General features: G+C 36.8%; 18 protein-coding genes. All 18 read right to left on the bottom strand.

What is annotated here, in order from left to right; all coding sequences use genetic code 11:
* Positions 1–162 precede the first annotated feature (162 nt).
* The 18 genes from yihA to RUH95_RS04725 all read right to left on the bottom strand — a co-directional run bounded on the left by yihA (position 163) and on the right by RUH95_RS04725 (position 21,059).
* On the bottom strand, positions 163–744 hold the full coding sequence (gene yihA / locus RUH95_RS04810; RefSeq protein ID WP_313891701.1) for a ribosome biogenesis GTP-binding protein YihA/YsxC: 582 nt from the start codon (positions 742–744) through the stop codon (positions 163–165).
* Positions 741–3,065, bottom strand: coding sequence for an endopeptidase La (gene lon, locus RUH95_RS04805; RefSeq protein ID WP_313891700.1), 2,325 nt, complete (start codon positions 3,063–3,065; stop codon positions 741–743). Before lon ends, yihA begins: the two co-directional genes overlap by 4 nt.
* Before the next feature lie 143 nt (positions 3,066–3,208).
* Positions 3,209–4,477: an ATP-dependent protease ATP-binding subunit ClpX gene (gene clpX / locus RUH95_RS04800; protein ID WP_313891699.1), complete on the bottom strand. Its 1,269-nt coding sequence runs from the start codon at positions 4,475–4,477 to the stop codon at positions 3,209–3,211.
* Between the two features lie 234 nt (positions 4,478–4,711).
* Entirely contained in the window at positions 4,712–5,992 is a 1,281-nt protein-coding gene (gene tig, locus RUH95_RS04795; protein ID WP_313891698.1) for a trigger factor, read from the bottom strand.
* Between the two features lie 124 nt (positions 5,993–6,116).
* The gene (locus RUH95_RS04790; protein ID WP_313891696.1) at positions 6,117–7,121 is read right to left on the bottom strand and encodes a hypothetical protein; all 1,005 of its coding nucleotides are present in this window, start codon (positions 7,119–7,121) and stop codon (positions 6,117–6,119) included.
* Between the two features lie 240 nt (positions 7,122–7,361).
* Positions 7,362–8,738 carry an MmgE/PrpD family protein gene (locus RUH95_RS04785; protein ID WP_313891695.1) on the bottom strand — a complete coding sequence of 459 codons (1,377 nt, stop codon included), beginning with the start codon at positions 8,736–8,738 and terminating at the stop codon, positions 7,362–7,364.
* Between the two features lie 10 nt (positions 8,739–8,748).
* On the bottom strand, positions 8,749–9,876 hold the full coding sequence (locus RUH95_RS04780) for a zinc-dependent alcohol dehydrogenase family protein (RefSeq protein WP_313891694.1): 1,128 nt from the start codon (positions 9,874–9,876) through the stop codon (positions 8,749–8,751).
* 13 nt (positions 9,877–9,889) lie between these two features.
* Positions 9,890–11,326, bottom strand: coding sequence for an aldehyde dehydrogenase family protein (locus RUH95_RS04775; RefSeq protein WP_313891693.1), 1,437 nt, complete (start codon positions 11,324–11,326; stop codon positions 9,890–9,892).
* A 29-nt stretch (positions 11,327–11,355) separates the two neighbouring features.
* On the bottom strand, positions 11,356–12,192 hold the full coding sequence (ahlS, locus tag RUH95_RS04770; RefSeq protein ID WP_313891692.1) for an AhlS family quorum-quenching N-acyl homoserine lactonase: 837 nt from the start codon (positions 12,190–12,192) through the stop codon (positions 11,356–11,358).
* 462 nt (positions 12,193–12,654) lie between these two features.
* Positions 12,655–13,788, bottom strand: a complete 1,134-nt coding sequence (locus RUH95_RS04765) for a CaiB/BaiF CoA transferase family protein (protein ID WP_313891691.1) — start codon at positions 13,786–13,788, stop codon at positions 12,655–12,657.
* Positions 13,789–13,792: 4 nt separating this feature from the next.
* On the bottom strand, positions 13,793–14,662 hold the full coding sequence (locus RUH95_RS04760) for a hydroxymethylglutaryl-CoA lyase (protein WP_313891690.1): 870 nt from the start codon (positions 14,660–14,662) through the stop codon (positions 13,793–13,795).
* A gap of 10 nt (positions 14,663–14,672) precedes the next feature.
* Positions 14,673–15,842 carry an acyl-CoA dehydrogenase family protein gene (locus RUH95_RS04755; protein ID WP_313891689.1) on the bottom strand — a complete coding sequence of 390 codons (1,170 nt, stop codon included), beginning with the start codon at positions 15,840–15,842 and terminating at the stop codon, positions 14,673–14,675.
* Positions 15,843–15,853: 11 nt separating this feature from the next.
* A complete protein-coding gene (locus tag RUH95_RS04750; protein ID WP_313891688.1) occupies positions 15,854–16,639 on the bottom strand; it encodes an enoyl-CoA hydratase/isomerase family protein in 786 nt (261 codons plus the stop codon).
* A gap of 13 nt (positions 16,640–16,652) precedes the next feature.
* Complete coding sequence (locus tag RUH95_RS04745; RefSeq protein ID WP_313891687.1) at positions 16,653–17,747, bottom strand: zinc-binding dehydrogenase; 1,095 nt, start codon at positions 17,745–17,747, stop codon at positions 16,653–16,655.
* Positions 17,748–18,051: 304 nt separating this feature from the next.
* Positions 18,052–18,612 (bottom strand): Fe-S-containing hydro-lyase, encoded by a 561-nt coding sequence (locus tag RUH95_RS04740; protein WP_313891686.1) that lies wholly within the window; start codon positions 18,610–18,612, stop codon positions 18,052–18,054.
* Positions 18,613–18,626: 14 nt separating this feature from the next.
* Positions 18,627–19,472, bottom strand: a complete 846-nt coding sequence (locus RUH95_RS04735) for a fumarate hydratase (protein WP_313891685.1) — start codon at positions 19,470–19,472, stop codon at positions 18,627–18,629.
* 37 nt (positions 19,473–19,509) lie between these two features.
* Positions 19,510–20,337 carry an HpcH/HpaI aldolase/citrate lyase family protein gene (locus RUH95_RS04730; protein ID WP_313891684.1) on the bottom strand — a complete coding sequence of 276 codons (828 nt, stop codon included), beginning with the start codon at positions 20,335–20,337 and terminating at the stop codon, positions 19,510–19,512.
* Positions 20,338–20,378: 41 nt separating this feature from the next.
* Complete coding sequence (locus tag RUH95_RS04725; RefSeq protein ID WP_313891683.1) at positions 20,379–21,059, bottom strand: GntR family transcriptional regulator; 681 nt, start codon at positions 21,057–21,059, stop codon at positions 20,379–20,381.
* Positions 21,060–21,176 lie beyond the last annotated feature (117 nt).

The raw sequence follows: 21,176 nt of genomic DNA, 5'->3' as shown, positions 1-21,176 counted from the left end.
GAACAGCCGATGTTTTCTACGACGAGTAACCGCAGGAGCACAGGAAGCGGCTGGAGCCGTGCGCGCTGTAGGCGTCCGCTTGTAACGAAATCCTTTATTCCCATATACTTTCTAAAAAAAGCCGTTACAAGCACAAATAGGGCTTGTAACGGCTTAATATTATTAAATTCTACTTTCAATTTCTGCCCAAGCAGCATCAAAACCGAGACCTGTTTCAGACGAGAAAACAATAAGTGGATCTGTCTTGCTCATTTGCAACTCATCTTTAACCATCTTCTTATGCTTATCCCACTTACCCTTTGGAATCTTATCTGCTTTTGTCGCAATAATAATACATGGAATATTATAATGCTTCAAAAAATCATACATCATACAATCATCACTAGTAGGCGGGTGTCGTAAATCAACAATTAATACAACTGCCTTTAAAACCATACGAGAAGTAAAATATGTCTCAATCATTTTTCCCCAAGCAGCACGTTCTGTTTTCGATACTTTTGCATATCCATAACCAGGTACATCGACAAATATTAAATCTTCTTCTAATTTATAAAAGTTTAATGTTTGCGTTTTCCCCGGCTTAGATGAAATCCTCGCCATACTTTTACGAGCAATCATCTTATTGATGAAAGAAGATTTCCCTACATTAGATCTCCCAGCCAAAGCAATTTCCGGTAAGTCACCTTCTGGATATTGAGCTGGTCTTACCGCACTTATTAATAGTTCTACATTATGCACTTTCACTTTTTTGCCTCCTCTAATGCTATTTGAAGCACTTCTTCAGCATCGGAAACAAACTTAAATGTTAGTGATTCTCTAACACTTTCTGGAATATCTTCAATGTCGCGTTCATTGTCTTTCGGACAAATAATCGTCGTCAAACCTGCGCGATGAGCACTTAATGTTTTTTCTTTCAAACCACCAATTGGTAAAACTCTACCTCTTAGTGTAATTTCTCCTGTCATGCCTACTTCTTTACGAATTGGGCGTTTGGACAAAGCGGAAACTAATGCTGTTGCAATCGTTATCCCAGCAGATGGACCATCTTTTGGAACGGCTCCCTCTGGAACATGAATATGGATATCAAACTTTTCATGAAAAGCTGGATCAATGCCGATTTCCTCTGCTTTCGAACGAACAAATGACAATGCCGTTTGTGCAGATTCCTTCATGACATCTCCGAGCTTTCCTGTCAGCTGTAATTTCCCGCTTCCAGCAGACAACGAAACTTCAATTTGCAACGTGTCGCCACCAACAGTTGTATAAGCTAATCCAGTAGCAACACCGATTTGATTTTCTGTTTCAGCTTGTCCATAGCGGAATTTTTTCTTACCAATTGTTTCTTCTAGCGTTTTCGGCGTAATGGATACACGTTTTTTATTGCCAGAAACAATTTGAAGTGCTGCTTTTCGACAAATATTCGCCAACACTCGTTCCAAGCTACGAACACCAGCTTCTCTCGTGTAGTAGCGTATAACGTCCACAATCGCCTCATCTTTTACTTGCAGCTGCGCTTTTGTTAAGCCATGTTCTTGCACTTGTTTTGGCAATAAATGATTTTTAGCTATCGCCAACTTCTCAATTTCCGTATAACCAGCAATCGAAATGATTTCCATTCGATCACGTAATGGCCCTGGAATAGAGCTTAAATCATTCGCAGTTGCGATAAATAAAACATTCGACAAATCATATGTTTCTTCAATATAATGATCGCTAAATGTATTATTTTGCTCAGGATCTAGCACTTCTAGCATTGCAGCAGAAGGATCTCCTCTAAAGTCATTTGACATTTTATCAATTTCATCTAGTAAAAATAACGGATTAACCGTTCCAGCTTTTCTCATCCCTTGGATAATTCGACCTGGCATTGCACCAACATACGTTCTACGATGTCCTCGTATTTCCGACTCATCTCGAACTCCACCAAGTGAAATTCGGACAAAATTACGGCCTAAAGATTCCGCAATTGATTTTGCCAATGAAGTTTTCCCAACTCCAGGAGGGCCAGCCAAACATAAAATTGGTCCACGCAGTGACTTCGTTAATTGTCGAACAGCTAAGTATTCTAACACTCGTTCTTTTACAGATTCCAAACCATCATGATCACGGTTTAAGATTTTTTCAGAGCGTTTAATATCTAATTGGTCAGCAGTTGATTTCGACCATGGAATGGAAACCATCCATTCAATATAATTTCGAATAATGCCGCTTTCAGGCGCTTGAGTAGGAAGTTTTTCATAACGATCTAATTCCTTCAACATATTTGCCTTTGTTGTTTCAGGAAGACCTGCTGCTTCAATTTTTCTGTTCAAGTCAGCAACTTCGCCTGTTTTTCCTTCTTTATCGCCAAGCTCTGTTTGAATCGCTTTCATTTGCTCGCGAAGATAAAACTCTTTTTGCGTTCGCTCCATCGCATTTTTCACACGATTAGTAATCTTCTTTTCTAAATCCAGAATTTCTTGCTCATTGTACAAACGACCGATGAGCCATTCTAAACGTTCTTTTACGTCCATTATTTCTAAAACTTCTTGTTTACCAGAAATTTTTAACGGCAAATACGAAGCAACCATATCAGCTAATCGCCCTGGCTCTTCAATATCAACAACGGAGTTATACGTTTCTTCAGACACACTCTTCGATGACTTTGAATACTTGCCAAAATTATGTACTAATGTTCGCATAAGCGCTTCGTCTTCTTTGTCTACTTCTTCTGGCTCAATATAAGCAGTCACCGCTACTTCATCATACGTATCTTTTTCTTTATACTCATCCCAAATCGCTCTTTGTAAACCTTCTACTAAGACACGCATCGTTCCGTTAGGTAGCTTTACCATTTGCTTCACAGTAGCAAGAATCCCAACATCATATAAATCTTCTGCAATAGGATGTTCAATATTCATATCTCTTTGAACTGCTAAAAAGACCTTTTCTTCACGTAACATAGCCTCATGAACTGCCTCTACTGAACGCTCACGACCTACATCTACATGTAAAACCATCGTTGGATAAACCAATAGGCCTCTTAGTGGTAAAACGGGATAATATGTCACATTTCTTTTTGTCATCTCGGAAAGTCACCTCCAGCTAATTCTGTCCTTTTTGTTACTGAATTAAACAAATACTACTCTTCTGTATAAAAGAAAAAGCTGGCATCCTTGCTTACGCTTAGCATGCGCAGATTGGAAGCCAGCTTATTTCAATAGCCCTATTAAGCCGATGTTTTTTCGTTATCTTTCTCAACTACAGTCCCATCTGCTAATAAAAGTTTCGGACTTTTTTGTTCCAAAATCGTTTCCTTCGTAACAATACACTCGACAATATCTTCTCGTGATGGTAATTCATACATCACATCTAGCATAATATTTTCGATAATAGAACGAAGTCCACGCGCACCTGTTTTGCGTTCAATTGCTAGTTTTGCAATTTCAATTAAAGCATCATCTTCAAATGTTAACTTCACATTATCCAATTCAATCATTTTTTGATATTGCTTCACTAGTGCGTTTTTAGGCTCAGTTAAAATTTGTACTAGTGCACTTTCATTTAACTGTTCTAAACTTGCAAGTATTGGTAAACGTCCGATAAATTCAGGGATTAAACCAAATTTCAACAAATCTTCTGGAATCAATTGAGAAAGCATAGAACCAACTTCCACTTCCACTTTGTTTGGATCTGCTCCAAATCCGATTACCTTTTCACCTAAACGACGTTTAATAATTTGCTCAATGCCGTCAAATGCTCCACCAACAATGAATAAAATATTTGTCGTATCGATTTGGATAAATTCTTGGTGCGGGTGCTTACGCCCACCTTGTGGCGGAACACTTGCAACTGTACCTTCTAGAATTTTAAGCAATGCTTGTTGAACACCTTCACCTGAAACATCTCGAGTAATCGAAGGATTTTCAGATTTGCGTGCAACTTTATCGATTTCATCAATATAAATAATTCCTTTTTCCGCTTTTTCAACATCATAATCTGCTGATTGAATAAGCTTTAATAGGATATTTTCAACATCTTCTCCTACATAACCAGCTTCCGTTAAAGATGTTGCATCTGCAATTGCAAATGGCACATTCAAAATACGTGCAAGTGTTTGGGCAAGTAATGTTTTACCACTACCAGTAGAACCAATTAGTACAATATTAGACTTAGATAACTCTACTTCATCAATCACGCTATTTGAATTTATACGTTTGTAGTGATTATAAACGGCTACAGCAAGTGATTTTTTTGCTCGCTCTTGACCGATTACATATTCATCTAAAATAGATAAAATTTCTTTTGGTTTTGGAACTTCTTTAAACTCTACTTCTTCTTCCGTTCCAAACTCTTCTTCGACAATTTCTGAACACAAGTCGATACATTCGTCACAAATATATACTCCCGGTCCTGCAACTAGTTTACGTACTTGTTCTTGTGGTTTACCACAAAAAGAACATTTTAAGTTCCCTTTTTCATCATTGAATTTGAACAAAATATTCACCCCTATTCAAGCAATTATCTTACAAGATTCCTTTCAAGGAATCAAATATTACGTTTCTCTTTTATTCATTCAAAAAATATCTCATTTATATAAACAACGAAATGAATAATGTGAAAGCATATTACGATTATGTTGTTATACGATAAAAAATACTATGTATGAGATAAAACAAGGCACAGACAATTAGCTGCGCCTTGTTTTATATTATAACTCTTTTACGTCAAATTATGAAATTTTAGCGTTTTCAACTAAAAATTCAACTGTTTTTTGGAAACGAAGATCGTTTTCAAGAACGTCTGTACCACCAAGTGCTTTTCTAATATCTGCAGAAGGCATATTGAATTGCGCAGACATTTTTTCAAGCTCAGCATTCACATCTTCTTCACTCACTGTAAGCTCTTCTTTAATAGCAATTGCTTCTAGTGTTAATGAAACTTGTACACGGTTCTTAGCATCTTCTGCCATTTGACCACGTAAAGCAGCTTCATCTTGACCAGAGAATTGATAGTAAAGGTCTAAGTTCATACCTTGAGATTGTAGACGTTGTCCGAATTCTTGTAGCATACGATCAGTTTCTGACTCGATCATTGCTTCAGGAATATCGATTGTTGCATTTGCAGCTGCTGCTTCTACTAAGTCATCACGAAGACTTTGTGCAGATGTTTGTTTTTTCTCTTCAGCAGTTACTTCTTTTAGTTTTGCACGTAATCCGTCGATACCTTCAACATCAGCATCTACTTCTTTAGCAAAATCATCATTTAGTTCAGGAAGTTCTTTCCCTTTAACTTCTTTAATAGCAACTTTGAATGTTGCTGGTTTACCAGCTAATTCAGCAGCATGGTATTCCTCTGGGAATGTAATTTCTACATCTTTCTCTTCGCCAGTTTTCAAGCCAACTAATTGGTCTTCAAATCCTGGGATGAAAGAGTTTGAACCGATTTCTAAAGCGTAATCTGTTCCAGCTCCACCTTCAAAAGCAACTCCATCAGAGAATCCTTCAAAGTCGATAACAGCAGTGTCGCCTTCAACGATTGCATCTTCTTTTACAACTAGCTCAGCTAAACGTTCTTGTTGTGTTTTAAGTTGCTCTTCGATTTCTTCATCCGTTACTTCAACGTCTAGTTTTGTAACTTCAAGTCCTTTGTAATCTCCAAGAGTAACTTCTGGTTTTACAACAACTGTTGCAGTAAACACTAAAGCTTGTCCTTTTTCCATTGTTACGATGTCGATTTCCGGACGGTCAACTGGATCAATTCCAGCTTCGTCGATAGCATTTGAATATGCTTCTGGAAGGATGAAATCAAGTGCATCTTGGTATAATGATTCCACACCATACATTTTTTCAAACATTGGACGTGGCATTTTTCCTTTACGGAAACCAGGTGCATTAATTTGTTTTACTACTTTTTTAAACGCAAGATCTAAACCTTTTGTTACTTCTTCAGCTGAAACCTCAACTGTTAATAATCCTGTATTTCCTTCTTGTTTTTCCCATTTAACTGACATATATTCTACCTCCAAAAATAATTACAAAAATTTTGTGATCTGTATTTTAACTGACAGCTCAGATTGTATACTAATTTATACTTACAACTTGTATATTATAGCATAGATGAATAGACTTTCAACACTATTCATCTTCTCCTATTTCTACCGAATCTTCAACTAATTTAATCAATTCGTATAAATCATCTTGTTGCTTATTTTCTTCACCGAATAATACTTCGACAAAATTTACATACGCTTGTGCAATTTCTTTATCATCATAACCTAACCAATCAAAAGGGAATAATGCATACGCATGGCGTCGAACTAATCCAGAAGTTAATGCAAGCTTAGATGGGTCCTGCTCTAATATTTCTTCCACAAGTAAATCAATAGAATCCATTCGGTCAACAGCTTTTGGACTTGGTAAATCAGCAGGATTCACCTTTTCTTTTATTCCAAATTTAGAAACTGTCACTTCTTTCGTAACCCCTGCTTCCCCTAAAACAAGTAGAGCAATTGTTCGAATTGAAGAAGATACTTTTTCACATTCTACTATTTCACTTATTTCTATTGTTACTTCTGAAATATTTTGGACAAACGCTCTCTGTAACAATAACTCCTGCTCCATAAAGCTTAACTTCGTAAATACATCTAAAGCAAACTTTTCTTTTTCTAAATGTACTATTTCAATTTCAGCTTCTTCGGTGAAAGTAGTTTGTTCAAGTGCAAGACGGCTACTTAAGTCTTTTAATTGCTCAAAGTTCATCTTTCGTTCATCCGAGATGTTATCGTCTGCAAGTAATAAATTCAAGAGATTATCTACTTCTTTATATTCCTTCAAATCTAGCAAGATTGTCAAATATATTTCTACAATTTGCTCTGCAATCGGCGATTTTTTTTCCATTAGCTCTTCGCAAATTTCTTTCGCTTCTAGATATCGTCTCGTTTCTAATAAAGTCAAAACATAAACGCTAATAATCATATCATCCAATTCCGTATATTGCTTTACTATATCAAAGCATTCAGCCGCTTTTACATAATTATTATTTTCCGCAAAGGCTAGACCATCCGCTATCAGGTTCTCAATCATCCCTGGAAAAACAATTAAATTCTCTTTTGTTTGTAACTTACGATGTTTCTTTTTCACTAAAAGCAGCCCCCATAGTGCATGTAATAATGTTTAGAAAAAACCTTCTTTCTCCAATGAAAAAGAAGGTTTCTGATCATTTCTATGTAACATTCACTTTCCATATCCCTTGTAAGAGATAGTATGTTCCTTCTATATTATATGTTGCAAAAGAAATAATCAATCTTGGAGGAAGTTTAATGAACATAAAAAATCCAACCTATCTCCACGACAGATTGGATTTTCGTAAGAATTAATGTTCTATAATCCAGTTGCTTTACCTATATGAATTCTTCCATGAACAGCTTCTACTAACATTTGCACGTCGTATTGCTCTAAATGTAACAATATATCTACTATTGCTTCTCTAGCATCTTCATTATAAAAATCAGCTAATTCATGAAATTTAGCAATGAGTTCGTCCGACGATACAGGATTTTCTGGGTCTCCTACAGGATACAAACTTTGTAGTCGATCAATTTCTCCGTTTTTCCAATATATCGAAATATTTGTTCCCCATTGAATCGGATATTTCGCATCGATTTCTGCATCACTAAAAACGTCAATTCGAGACATCATCTCTCTAATGGAAGAATCATGCAAAGTGCTATCAGTGAATGCTGTATATCCACCAGCCCCATTTAATAGCGCTAGTGCTGCGCAAAACTGCAAACTAAACTTAGCTGCATAAAGCGATTGTGGATCATTATTATTTGTAATATCCAACGCAACTTGATAAGTACCAATTTCTAACTTCAAAATATCATCCACATTTTTTGTCGCTAATGTTCGATGATATGTACATAATAAATCCATAGCCGGGTGCGTATGCCGACAAGAAGCATGTATTTTAAAAGAGTTTTCTAGTATCTTATGTGTACTCCCTAACCCATTCGTCATTTTCTCTATATCGTACCGTTCACTCATTGCCTCAAAAAAACCACGACGCCCTTCCAATATTTTCTTGGCCCCTGTAAAACCTTTTTGGGCTAATAAACAGCTTAATACACCATGCATAGCCGCTTTTCCAGGATGAAGTTGTTTACTCATCGCACTATCTTCTATAAACTCCCAAAGACCCGCTGCTTGAGTTCCCGCACTACCAAGTGCCTCAATAATCTCAGCTTCAGATAAATCCAATAATTTTGCGACTGCAACTGTTGCTCCAAAGGTTCCACATGTAGCTGTGTTATGAAAATAATAATAGTGAGAAGGGGATACCGTCTCCCCTACTCGAAAAGCAATTTCATAACCAATAACTACCGCTGTAATTATTTCTTTACCCGTTAACTTTTTCCACTCTGCTATTGCAAGTACTGCTGGCAAAATGACAGTTGCAGCATGCACAATTGATGCTTTATGAACATCATCCAATTCTATCGCATGGCTAGCTCCACCATTTACAAATGCTGCATTTGTTACACTTGTTCGAAATCCAGTAATTGTAGATGCTTGAGAGTCACCACCTAATTCGCTCATGACAGCACTCATCATTTGAACCGGAATTGTGTCTTTTCCTTTTATCAAGGACGAATAATAATCTAAAATACACAGTTTCGTATATTGAATGACTTCATTAGATAATTGCTCAAAAGTCATATTGCGAACATAACGTGCAATATCCTCACTTAAGTTCACTTATAACACCTCAGTCCATTTTAATAATAATACGCGAGGCATCACCCGTAGCCAGTAAATCAAATCCTTCATTAATCTCATCTAAAGAAATAATATTTGATAGCAGGCGATTGACCGGAAGTCGTCCTTGTTCCATCAAATGTATATAATTAGGAATATCTCTTTTGGGAACACTACTTCCTACATACGATCCCTTTACCGTCCGTTCTTCTGCAGTTAAAGTAACGTAAGGAAATGAAAATTTATGTTCAGGATGAGGCAACCCAGTTGTTGTAGTTACCCCTCCACGTTTGGTCACTCCATATGCAATTTCCATAGCAGCAACAACTCCTGCTGTTTCAAATGCATAATGCACTCCGCCATTCGTATAAGCACGTACTTGTTCAATCACATCTGGATCATTTGAATTAAATGTAGCGGTAGCTCCAAGCTCTTTAGCTTGTTTCAATTTTTTCTCGTTTATATCAATTGCGATGACTTCGTTTGCCCCTACCGCTATTGCACCGAGTAGCGCACTCAAACCAATTCCACCAAGCCCTATAACGGCAACTTTGCTTCCCAAGGTAACTTTAGCAGTATTTACAACGGCACCAACTCCCGTTATAACTGCACAACCGAATAAAGCCATTTTTTCAAAAGGTAAATCTTCTTCCACTTTAACTAAGGAATTCTGTGCAACGACAGCATACTCTGAAAAAGCAGAAACTCCAACATGATGTCCAATATTTTCAGACCCTTTGTGAATACGTTTACCACCTCCAAGGAGAGTACCCGCGCCATTAGATTCTGCACCAGGTTCGCATAAAGCTGGACGTCCCTCAGCACAAGGAATACATTGGCCACAACTAGGAACGAATACACAAATAACTTTGTCTCCTGGACGGAAGTTCGTCACTCCAGCGCCTGTTTCAATAACAATTCCGGCCGCCTCATGACCGAGTGCCATCGGAAGTGGTCGTGGTCTGCTTCCATTTATCACGGATAAATCAGAATGGCATAAGCTTGCTGCTTTTATTTGGATTAGCACTTCTCCAGCTTCGGGTGAATCTAAGTCAACTTGTTCAATCTTGATAGGTTTACTTGTTGCATAAGGTCTTTCAGCACCCGATACACGCAAAATAGCAGATTTTACTTTCATTAACTTCACTCCCTCATGGTAAAATTTTCATACCAATAAATTTCAGATCCGTCATCTCTTCTATAGCATAATGGATTCCCTCTTTGCCAATACCACTTTCTTTTACGCCACCGTAAGGAATATGATCATATCTTTTCACAGAAACTTCATTTATCCATACTCCTCCAGTTTCTAAAGCTTCTGCCATACGCATTGCAAGGTTAATATTATTCGTGAATACCCCGGCTTGTAGTCCATAACGTGAATCGTTTGCGTAAGCAATTACCTCTTCTTCCGTATCAAAAGGCATTACTGCAATAATTGGAGCAAAAACCTCCGCACATACGACCTTCATATCAAAATCTACTTGATCCAAAATTGTCGGTTCTAAGAAAGTACCATTTCTGTTCCCGCCTGTCCGAATAACCGCTCCCGATTGAACAGCTTCCTGAATCCATGATTCCGCTTTTTCTGCTGCTGCAAGTGTAATCATTGGACCTAACTGGGTTGATTCCTCTTTTGGATTACCCATTTTTAATTGGGATACTTTTTCTGTTAGCTTACCTAAAAACTCTTCATAAACGGATGTATGAACAAATATACGTTGGGCGGAAACACAGGCTTGCCCTGCAAATGTATAACCTCCCATAAGAATGGAAGAAACTGCGTTATTAATATCCGCATCTCCAAATACAATATTTGGTGCATTTGACCCTAATTCAAGTGTCACTTTTTTCCCTTTAGCCATTTCATTAATTTTCCATCCAACTACTCCACTACCAGTAAAAGTTACTTTTCTCACTAGTGGATGTGTCACAAGAGACTCTCCTAATTCTTGTCCGGTACCTTGGATAATATTAAGAGCACCCGCTGGCAACCCAGCTTCACGTAATAATTTATATAAAGCAACAGCAGAAAATGGTGTTTTTTCTGCTGGCTTCAATACGATTGTATTTCCTGCGGCGATGGCAGGAGCAATTTTATGCAACGCCATATTTAACGGGAAATTGAAAGGTGTAATCGCAGCGACAACGCCTATAGGAATCCGCATAGAAAAACCAAATTGTTGCTCTCCACCAATTGCATTATCCAATACAATTTGTTGCCCATGGAGATTTTTAGTTCCTTCAGCAGCAAAATATAATACTTGAATTGCTCTTCCTACTTCACCACGTGCTTCGACAATTGGTTTACCCGCTTCTAACGTTAAGAGTTCAGCAAATTCTTCCGATCTCTTTTCTAATAAAACTGCCGCATTTCTTAAAATTTGACTCCTTTTATGCGCAGGCATTTTCTTCATCGTATGTTGAAATACATCATGGGCATTTTCCACCGCTTGTATCACTTCGTTTTTATTTGCGCAAAGAATATGACCTATCTTTTCTTGCGTATAAGGATTTAAAACATCGATTATATCTCTTTCACCTGTAATCAATTCTTGTTCATCTATAAAAGACCCATTTTCTAACATATAATCACCTACCTCAAAAAGTTAAATTATTATTCGTAGTACCCTTCAGTAGATTTGATCATTGTTTTAAATTGCTTTTCATCATGACCAAACCAAATTGTCGAATTATTTTCCTCTGCATACTTTCTAATACGTTCTACAGTTGAGTTATAGCCTACTGAATCATATAGAATGCCTGGTGGTTTAACTGGTGGCCCTAAGCTCTCTGCTGTATACACTGCATCTGAAGCTAGTAATAGATTCCCTGTTCCAGGTAATTCAATATGCAAACCTAACATTCCATACGCATGCCCAGGGCCAAAGTTAATAATTTTAACTCCCTCTACTAATTTCACTTCTTTTTCTGTCGGCTTAATCGTTCTCCAGCGTAATTCCTTTTTAATCCACGCCATAACATCACCCCAAATATAAGCGCCCATATTTTGTGTCATTGCAAACGTTTTCATAACATTTTGCAATTCTGAGTCATGTACAATAATTTCTGCATTTGTAAATAACTCTAAACACCCCGCATGATCTAAATGCAAGTGAGAAGCTACTACGTATTTAATATCTTCTGGACGTACTTTTAACTGCTCCAACCTATTTATTAAATAACATTCTTCACTTTGAAATGAAGGAAAAAGTTGTTGAATACCTTCAGGCCATCGCCCATCTTCCCCCATACCATCAGGGTTACATCCTGTATCAAACAAGATTTTCCCTTCTGGATGATCAATTAATACAGCAAAAACCGGAAACTCCACAAATTCAGCCTTCGGAGCTGGGTTAGTTATACTAGCAGGGTTGTGCATCGAAATCATATAGTTTTTATCCATTTTCATCGTACCGGTATCAAGAACGTACACTTTTTTTGAATTACACATAATATATTCCTCCAGTATGTTATATTTTTATACACGCGTGTTGATTAACCATTTTATTCAATTTAGTAGTTTCGGCAAGGATTTGCGCTACAGAGTCGGACGCTTACCGCGGGAACGGCTCCAATCCAATGGAGCATGTCAGAAACTTTCAGGATATCCCTCCATTGAAAATTTTTCCAACTAAAACGTAGAGTGACAGATGGGAAAGTAAATGAAAATAGAAAATGGATCGTCCCATTTTATCGTTAAGCTATATGATTACAAACCTATATAGATAGAGATTTACTGAAGGCTGAAGCGCGTCGGGCCGCATGAGCCGAAGTATGAGACCCACTTGGGCGAAACACAAGTTGGCTCATGCAAGGTGCGGCAAGCGAGAAGACAAAGTGACTATCCACTAAAACGTACTTTTTAGCACAAATTTTCAAGATATAGGATAATTTACTGACGTGATTTTTATATTCATTTCCTTAAATGGGACAATATCTCTTCCGTATGCTCCCCGAGAATTGGAGAGTAAGAACGTATAGGAAAAGTACTTTTGTTAAAGGTTATCGGGATTCTCGTTACAAATGTTTGACCGTTTGTTGGATGCTCCATCTCAACTATCATATTATTAGTAGTTGTTTGTGGATGCTTATATACATCTTGCATTGATTGAACTTTAGCAGCAGGCACCCCTGCATGATCAAATGCTGTAATCCAATCATCTGCAGTTTTTTGTAAGAGTATAGATTGGACCTCATTATTTAATTCATCTCGATTTTTTGCACGATGCTCATTAGACATAAATCTTGAATCTGTTAACCAATTCGGTTTATTGAGGACATCACATAATTTATGAAATAGTCGATCGTTTGAAATACCAATCATAATAGGTGATTGTTTAGTATGGAAAGCTCCGTATGGTGCAAATGAACCGTGATTTGACCCTAGTTTTTCAGGGTTTTCATTCGTTAATATTGTCGATAGTAGGTGATAGTTAGACCAAAATACACCCGTTTCATATAGAGAAGTTTCTACTTTTTCTCCTTCTCCTGTTTTATTTCTTTGCAAGATTGCTGTTACAACACCTAACGCTCCCCAAATGGCACTACCTTGATCTAAAATAGAAACTGGTATTCGAGATAGCTCCGAAGATCCTGTAATACTTATTAAACCCGTCTCGGCCTGTAGTATTGCATCATACCCTGCCTTTAAACGATCAGGACCATTTTGTCCATAAGCACTGATACTACAATAAATTAGACGATTATTAAGTTCCCTTAATTTTTCATAACCCAATCCTAATTTTTCTGCTTTACCAAGTCTAAAGTTTTCTACAAATACATCTGCGTCAGCAATCATCTCATACAAAAGATTACGCGCTTCTTTCAATTTTAAATCTAATACTACTGATTTTTTATTTCGATTAATATTAATAAAATATGTGCCATCATCTTTAACAAGCGGAGCCATTTTCCTTGCCTCATCTCCACTACCAGGACGTTCAATTTTAATGACCTCAGCTCCCAAGTCAGCTAATATCATTGTCAAAGTTGGTCCAGAAATATTAGTAGTGACATCAATTACTTTAATTCCTTGTAGTGGTAGCATACTTTCACCTCCCTTCAAGTTTTGCGATCATTTCTTTTGTAAAAATTACAGCCTTGTTCATTGCAGCTATATCTATGCCAGTTTCAATTTGCATCTCCTCCAGAAGCTTTACAATCCCTTCCGTAGAAATATTTCCTGTTGCTCCAGGGGAAAAAGGACATCCTCCTAATCCAGCTAAAGAACTATCAAATTTATCTATCCCCACCTGTAACGCTGCAATTGTGTTGGCATAAGCAAAACCATTCGTGTCGTGAAAATGTGCAACAAACACCTTATCTGGATGTCGTTTTTTTAACGCTTGAAAACGTTCATAAACAATTCTTGGATTTGCTTGCCCGTTCGTATCTCCAATTACTATTTCATCTGCACCATGTGCAACAAAATGATCCACAATATAACAAATCTTTTCAAAAGAAACAGGTCCTTCGAATGGACAATTAAAGCTCATTGATACATAAGCACGTATAAATATAGTATGATCTTTTGCTTTTTGGAAAATCTTTGTACATTCTGCTAAAGAATCATCGATACTCCTTTTAATATTACGCATATTAAATGTCTCGGAAGCTCCAACAAACACAGCAATTTGGGATACTTTATTTTCAATTGCTCGATTCAAAGCTCTTAAATTAGGTGTTAGAACGATAGATTCAATTCCAATTTCATGGCAAAATTCTATAATTTCTTGGGCATCTGCCATTTGAGGTACTATTTCAGAATTAACAAACGAAGTAGCTTCAATCCTTTTTACACCCATTTTTTGTAAATGTAAAATCATTTTCTTTTTCTCTTCCGTAGGTACTAGCACTGACTCATTTTGTAAACCATCACGTGGACTTACTTCAATAATTTCAACTTGTTTTGGAAACAGCATTGGATCACCCCTAGTACGACTTAGGTAACTTAAGAACATGCTCACCTACATATGATAAGATCAAGTTTGTAGAAATTGGCGCTACTTGATATAATCTCGTTTCTTTAAACTTTCTCTCAATATCATACTCGGTTGCAAATCCAAACCCACCATATGTTTGTAAGGCTACATTTGCAGCCTCCCACGAAGCATCAGCTGCAAGTAATTTCGCCATATTTGCTTCAGCTGCACATTTTTCACCACTATCAAATAGTTGTGCTGCTTTTATACGCATCAAATCAGCTGCCTCTATATGAATATGCGCTGTCGCTATTGGAAACTGAATGCCCTGATTTTGTCCAATTGGACGATTGAATACGACACGTTCATTTGCATAATCTCTTGCCCGTTCAATAAACCATCGCCCATCTCCAATACATTCAGCCGCTATTAAAATGCGCTCGGCGTTCATTCCATCTAAAATATATCGGAAGCCTTTACCTTCCTCACCGATTAAATTTTCTACTGGCACTTTTAAATTATCGATAAATAATTCTGTTGTTGCATGATTCATCATTGTTTTAATGGGACGAATTTCTAAACCATTTCCAATAGCATCTCGCAGATCTACTAATAAAACAGATAACCCTTCACTTTTTTTAACGACTTTTTCGATAGGGGTAGTGCGTACAAGTAATATCATCAAATCTGAATGCTCAGTTCGTGAAATAAATACCTTTTGTCCATTTACAATATAGTGATTCCCTTCTCGAACCGCCATTGTTTTTAGATTTGTTGTATCCGTACCAGTATTCGGCTCTGTTACACCAAAAGCTTGCAAGCGCAAAGTCCCATCTGCAATTTTTGGTAAATACTTTTCCTTTTGCTCCTTCGAACCATGGCGCAGAAGTGTTCCCATTGTATACATTTGTGCATGACATGCTCCCGAATTACCACCTGATCGATTAATTTCCTCTAAAATAATTGAAGCCTCCAAAATCCCTAGTCCAGATCCTCCGTATTCTTCTGGAATTAGTGCCCCTAAAAATCCAGCATCTGTTATAGCTTTTACAAATTCAGTTGGATATCCCTCTTCCTCATCCAACTTCCTCCAATATTCATCCGGAAACTTTTTGCAAACATTACGCACACTTAAGCGTAATTCTTCCAAAAATTCTAATTGCTCCTTCACTACACTCATTGATTTCCCTCCTACTTACCTTTAAAAACTGGATGTCTTTTTTCGTTAAATGCTAGAACACCCTCCAAACGATCCTCCGATAGGATAACTTTATTGTACGTATCAATTTCAAACTGTCGTGCATCTTTGGTGTTCATCGTTAGTACCTTGTTTGTTACTGCTTTTGTCCCTTTAACACCTATCGGGGCATTAGACGCTATTTTGCATGCTAATTCAAGTCCATAAGATTGAAGTTCATTATTTTTCACAAGCTTATTTAATAAACCCACTTCATATGCTTCCTGTGCATCAACGATTCTTCCAGTAAACAACCACTCTTTAGCTATATGAAGAGGTACACGCTGAGGTAATAAACGCGCCCCACCACACCCTGGCATTATTCCTCTCGTCACTTCAGGAAGCCCAAACTTAGCATTTTCCGAAGCTATAATGAGATCACAGTTTAGAGCTAGTTCAAATCCACCCGCTAAAGCAAATCCTTCCACTATAGCTATCGTTGGTTGTGGCAAATCTTCTAATGCATATACCATATCTTCAAATAATTGATGCTGTAATCGCCAGTCTTCATCTGACATTCCTTTCCGTTCTTTTAAATCTGCTCCGGAACAAAATGACATTGGATCAGAAGAGCTAAGTACTACTACACGTATTTGAACATCATGCATGGTATTTCGGAAAATACTTAATAGCTGCTCCGCCATCTTCGTATTAAATGCATTTCGCATTTCTGGTCGGTTCAATATAATCTTCAAAATGTTTTTTTCTTCTCCTAAAAGCTCCGTTAAAACAAAACTCATTACTAGCACTCCTTTAATTGATCTGTTCAACTCCGATTGATGCACGTGTTACCCCACGATTGAAGGAAGCATCCAAAGCTTTCGACACATCATCTAATGTATAATCGCAAGCAAGAATTTCACTGAATGGAAATTTATCGATGTTCAAACTTAAAAATTTTAACGATTTATATAAATACCAAGGTTCATATCGAATCAGCCCCATTATGGAGATATTCTTTCTTGTCATTAACCCAGGATCAAACTCGGTTAGTTTACCCGGAGAAATATTCCCAATAGAAATGTACTTCCCAGCTGATTTAATGAGATGAATTCCTTCAGCAAATGCCGCTGGAACTCCCGTAAGTTCCATTACAACATCAGCTCCAATACCATTTGTTAATGTCATTATTTTCTCTACACGTTCCTCAAGTGTTTTATATTGATCCATTGACACCGTTTCGTCCGCACCAAACCTTTTTGCTAGTTCAAGACGATTAGGTAAAGAGTCTATGACAATAACCTTAGCTCCAAACATTTTAGCAATTGCTGTTGCATTAAGACCTAGTCCGCCAGCCCCCTGAATAACGATTGTATCTCCATATTTCAGACCTGACTTCTCAATACCAAAATATACTTGTGAAATGGCACAGTTTGCTCCCGCAGCTACTTCATCCGGTATATTTCCTGGTACTTTATAAAAATATTGATCGGGATGAATATAATAGTGCGTAGCAAATGATCCATGGAAATGAGGATATTCATGTGCTTCTTTACTCCAATACTCATATGCGTTTTCACATAAATTAAAATAACCTTGCAAACATTGTTTACATTTCCTACATGTTAAAAAGTATGTTGCCGCAATACGATCACCAACTTGTACGGGTTGTCCTGCAAAATCAGTCGTAACACCTTCTCCTAATTCAACAATTTCACCAACCATTTCATGGCCCATAACCCCTGATTTTTTCGTAGGATGTAAGCCCTTCCAAATATGCAGTTCAGAACCACAAACATTCGTTCTTGTTACCCGTACTAATATAGAACCTTGTCCGGCCTTTGGTAAATCATATTCTTCAAAGATCATCTTTTCTGGTTCTGTCATTACTGCAACTTTTCCCTTCATAAACGAACCTCCAAATTCAAATTTTATATTGGCCAATCATTATTACCGACAAGCTATTTCACAATGTATTCATGAACATAAACAAATATATTTCTCGTTTCTTAAGGGACAATTTATAACTTCGGATATTGTATCCAATTTAACTTAAATAAAATCCCCCTTTTTCTATTAATAAGAATACTAAATTAGTTCTTAAATGTAAATGAATATTTTAAATTTTTAGTTAATTTTATTTACACTTATATGGAAAACTAATAAAACCTCATTAAAATATATGATGTAATAAGGGATCATATTCTCTTATTTATTGTTCCATACTATTGAAATTTTTTGCTCCCTCCTCATACCAATCGTTTCCGTATGAATCATTAATAACAACAGCAGGAAAATTTACAACTGTAATTTTTCTGATAGCTTCTGTACCCAAATCCTCATACGCTATAAGTTCGACAGTTTTAACAGTTCGAGCAATTAAAGCACCTGCACCACCAATTGCAGCCAAATACAGTGATTTATTTTTTTGAATAGAATTAACCACTTCTTTCGATCGATAGCCCTTACCAATCATCCCTTTTAAGCCTTGTTCAAGTAAAGCCGGCGTATATTTATCCATTCTTTCACTAGTTGTAGGACCTACGGAGCCAATAATTTGACCGGGTTTAGCTGGAGTTGGCCCTACATAATAAATTACTTGCCCTTTCAGATTAAAAGGTAAATCTTCACCTAACTGTATAGCATCATACATTCGTTTATGCGCTGCATCTCTAGCGGTATATATAACTCCAGTTATTAATACTCGGTCACCAGCTTTCAAGCTACTTATCGTTTCTTCATCGAAAGGGGAGCAAATTTTAATGAATGACAAATAATTCCCTCCTTTTATACAATAATACTTTTATGCCTACTTGCATGACAGTTTAAATTAATCGCTACTGGAAGAGATGCAATATGACATGCTTCCATCTCTATTTTCACATCCAAAGCAGTTGTACTACCTCCCATACCTTGCGGACCAATACCCAATTGATTAATTTCTGTTATCAATTCTACCTCTAAAAAAGATATTTCTGTTACTATGTTTCGATGACCAATCGGACGAAACAATGATTTTTTCGCTAAATATGCACATCTTTCGAAATTTCCTCCTATACCTATACCAACTACTAATGGAGGACAGGCGTTAGGACCTGCTATACGGACAGTTTCCAAAATAAAATCTTTTACTCCCTTAAGACCGTCAGATGGTTTGAGCATTTTCAACGTACTCATGTTTTCACTTCCTCCACCTTTTGCAGATAGATGCATGACTAATCGATCTCCTGGCACAAGTTCTATATGAATAACTGCTGGTGAATTATAAGCCTCACTTTTTGTTCTAGTTAAAGGATTTTCTATAATTGAATGCCGTAGATATCCTTCCTTATATCCCCTTTTAACACCTTCATTAATCGCAGTATAAAGGCTTCCCCCTTCAATGTGGCAATCTTGACCAAGTTCAACTATAAAGACAGCAACCCCTGTATCCTGACACATTGGAATCCTTTCCTCTTTTGCAATATCCGCATTTTCAATAAGCTGTTCTAATACATATTTGCCGTTTGCTGATCTTTCGGTTTCCGAAGATTTCTTCAAGGAATCATAGACATCACTGCCTAACTCAAAATTAACTTCCTGACATGCAACACTTACTTTTTCTACAATATCTTCATAATTAACTATCCGCATTTACATACCCCCGTACCTTCAGCCATTCATTGATAGTTCAATGTTCAGTTAACCTTTTAGCTTTTTTATACATTGGATAATCAATGAGTTGATTTTGATATTGAATAGATGCAATACCTTTCTTTTCAGCTTCTTCAAAAGCTAAAACTAGTCGACGTGCCTCTTCTAATTCCTTTTCCGTTGGAGAAAATATATCATGGACAATTTGAATCTGCTTAGGATGAATAATCATTTTCGACTTGAATCCTAGTTTTTTGCCAAGTAGGGCACTTTGCTTTAAACCAGCATCATTATTTAACTCAGGATAAATAGTATCTAGTGGAGGCTGGATTCTAGCTGCTTTTGATGCATTTACAATTTTTGACCGCGCATATAATAACTCCAAACCATCAGATGAAAGTTCACATCCAATATCTAACGAATAATCGATTGAACCAAATGCTATTTTTGTTACTAGTGGGCTTGAAGTAGCGATTTCATAAGAAAAATGAATTCCTTTAGCGGTTTCAATCAATGGAATGATTTCTATGGCTTCATGTGATTCACACTTTATAAACTTATACATTTCTTCTACATTTTCAGCAGATTCTGCTTTTGGAATCATCACTCGATTTATTCCATTTTTAACGGCGCATAAAATATCAAGCTCCCAATGAGGCGAGTTATAGTCATTTATACGTAGTATCAATTTATTCTTATCTTCCCCCAATGCCCGTACAAGCTTTAGTCTTGCGTTTTCCTTTTCAACTTGAGCAACAGAATCTTCTAAATCGATAATAATAGCATCTGCTTCGCTTTCTAAAGCTTTTAAAATCATTTGAGGTTTCATGGCTGGTACAAATAGATAAGAACGCTCCACTATCATTCCTCCCCGTTTTATCACGTAAAAGTAAAAGGTATGCTACATCACTGTTCCATATCTCTTCCTTTATTTTTAATATTTTGGATAACTCCTTTTCCAGCTCTAGAAATATGTTTACTAATTAATTCACCAGCCTTCATAGAATCTTTTTCTTTTACCGCTTTCAATATGTCCCGGTGCTCGCTATTTGATGTTCCAATTTGATTTGGAAGCATATGCGGAGTATGCTGCGGAAAACCGCTCCATAAATTTTCAATAAATGACTTTAATCTACTCCACTGACAACAGCTGATTAATTCTTGATGGAATTGTATATTGATTTGAACAAACTTTTCAATGTCTGATGTATTCTCCATTTCTACTACAAGCGCTTCTAATTTATTTATAACGAAATCGTTCATGTTTTTAACGCTATCTTCCACTGCCTCTTTTTCAAATATGCTACGTAGATGGTAAATTTCCTCCACCTCTTTAACACTAAATGATTTTACGGAAGCACCTTTATGTGGCTCTACTATTATCAAACCTTCTGATTCTAATTTTTTAAATGCTTCACGAATAGGCATTCTACTAACCCCAATAGAATTCGCTAACTCATCTTGGACTAAACGCTGCCCTGGCTTAAATTCGCCACTAAGGATAGCTTCACGAATAATTCGACAAACCTTCGTAGGAATCGTTTCTAACTCCCAAGTTTCTAACTTCAAACTATTTCCCTTCTCCATCCCATTTACCCCTTTAACTATTTTTCTTTTTAATCTAAAGAATATTGAATCCAATAACCAATCTTAGAATTTATTATATATTCTTACAATTTGATTGTAAAACTAATTATTATAATA

It is taken from the genome of Psychrobacillus sp., from assembly GCF_032154225.1.
Taxonomy (GTDB): Bacteria; Bacillota; Bacilli; order Bacillales_A; family Planococcaceae; genus Psychrobacillus.
This window is presented reverse-complemented; position numbering and strand designations above follow the sequence as displayed.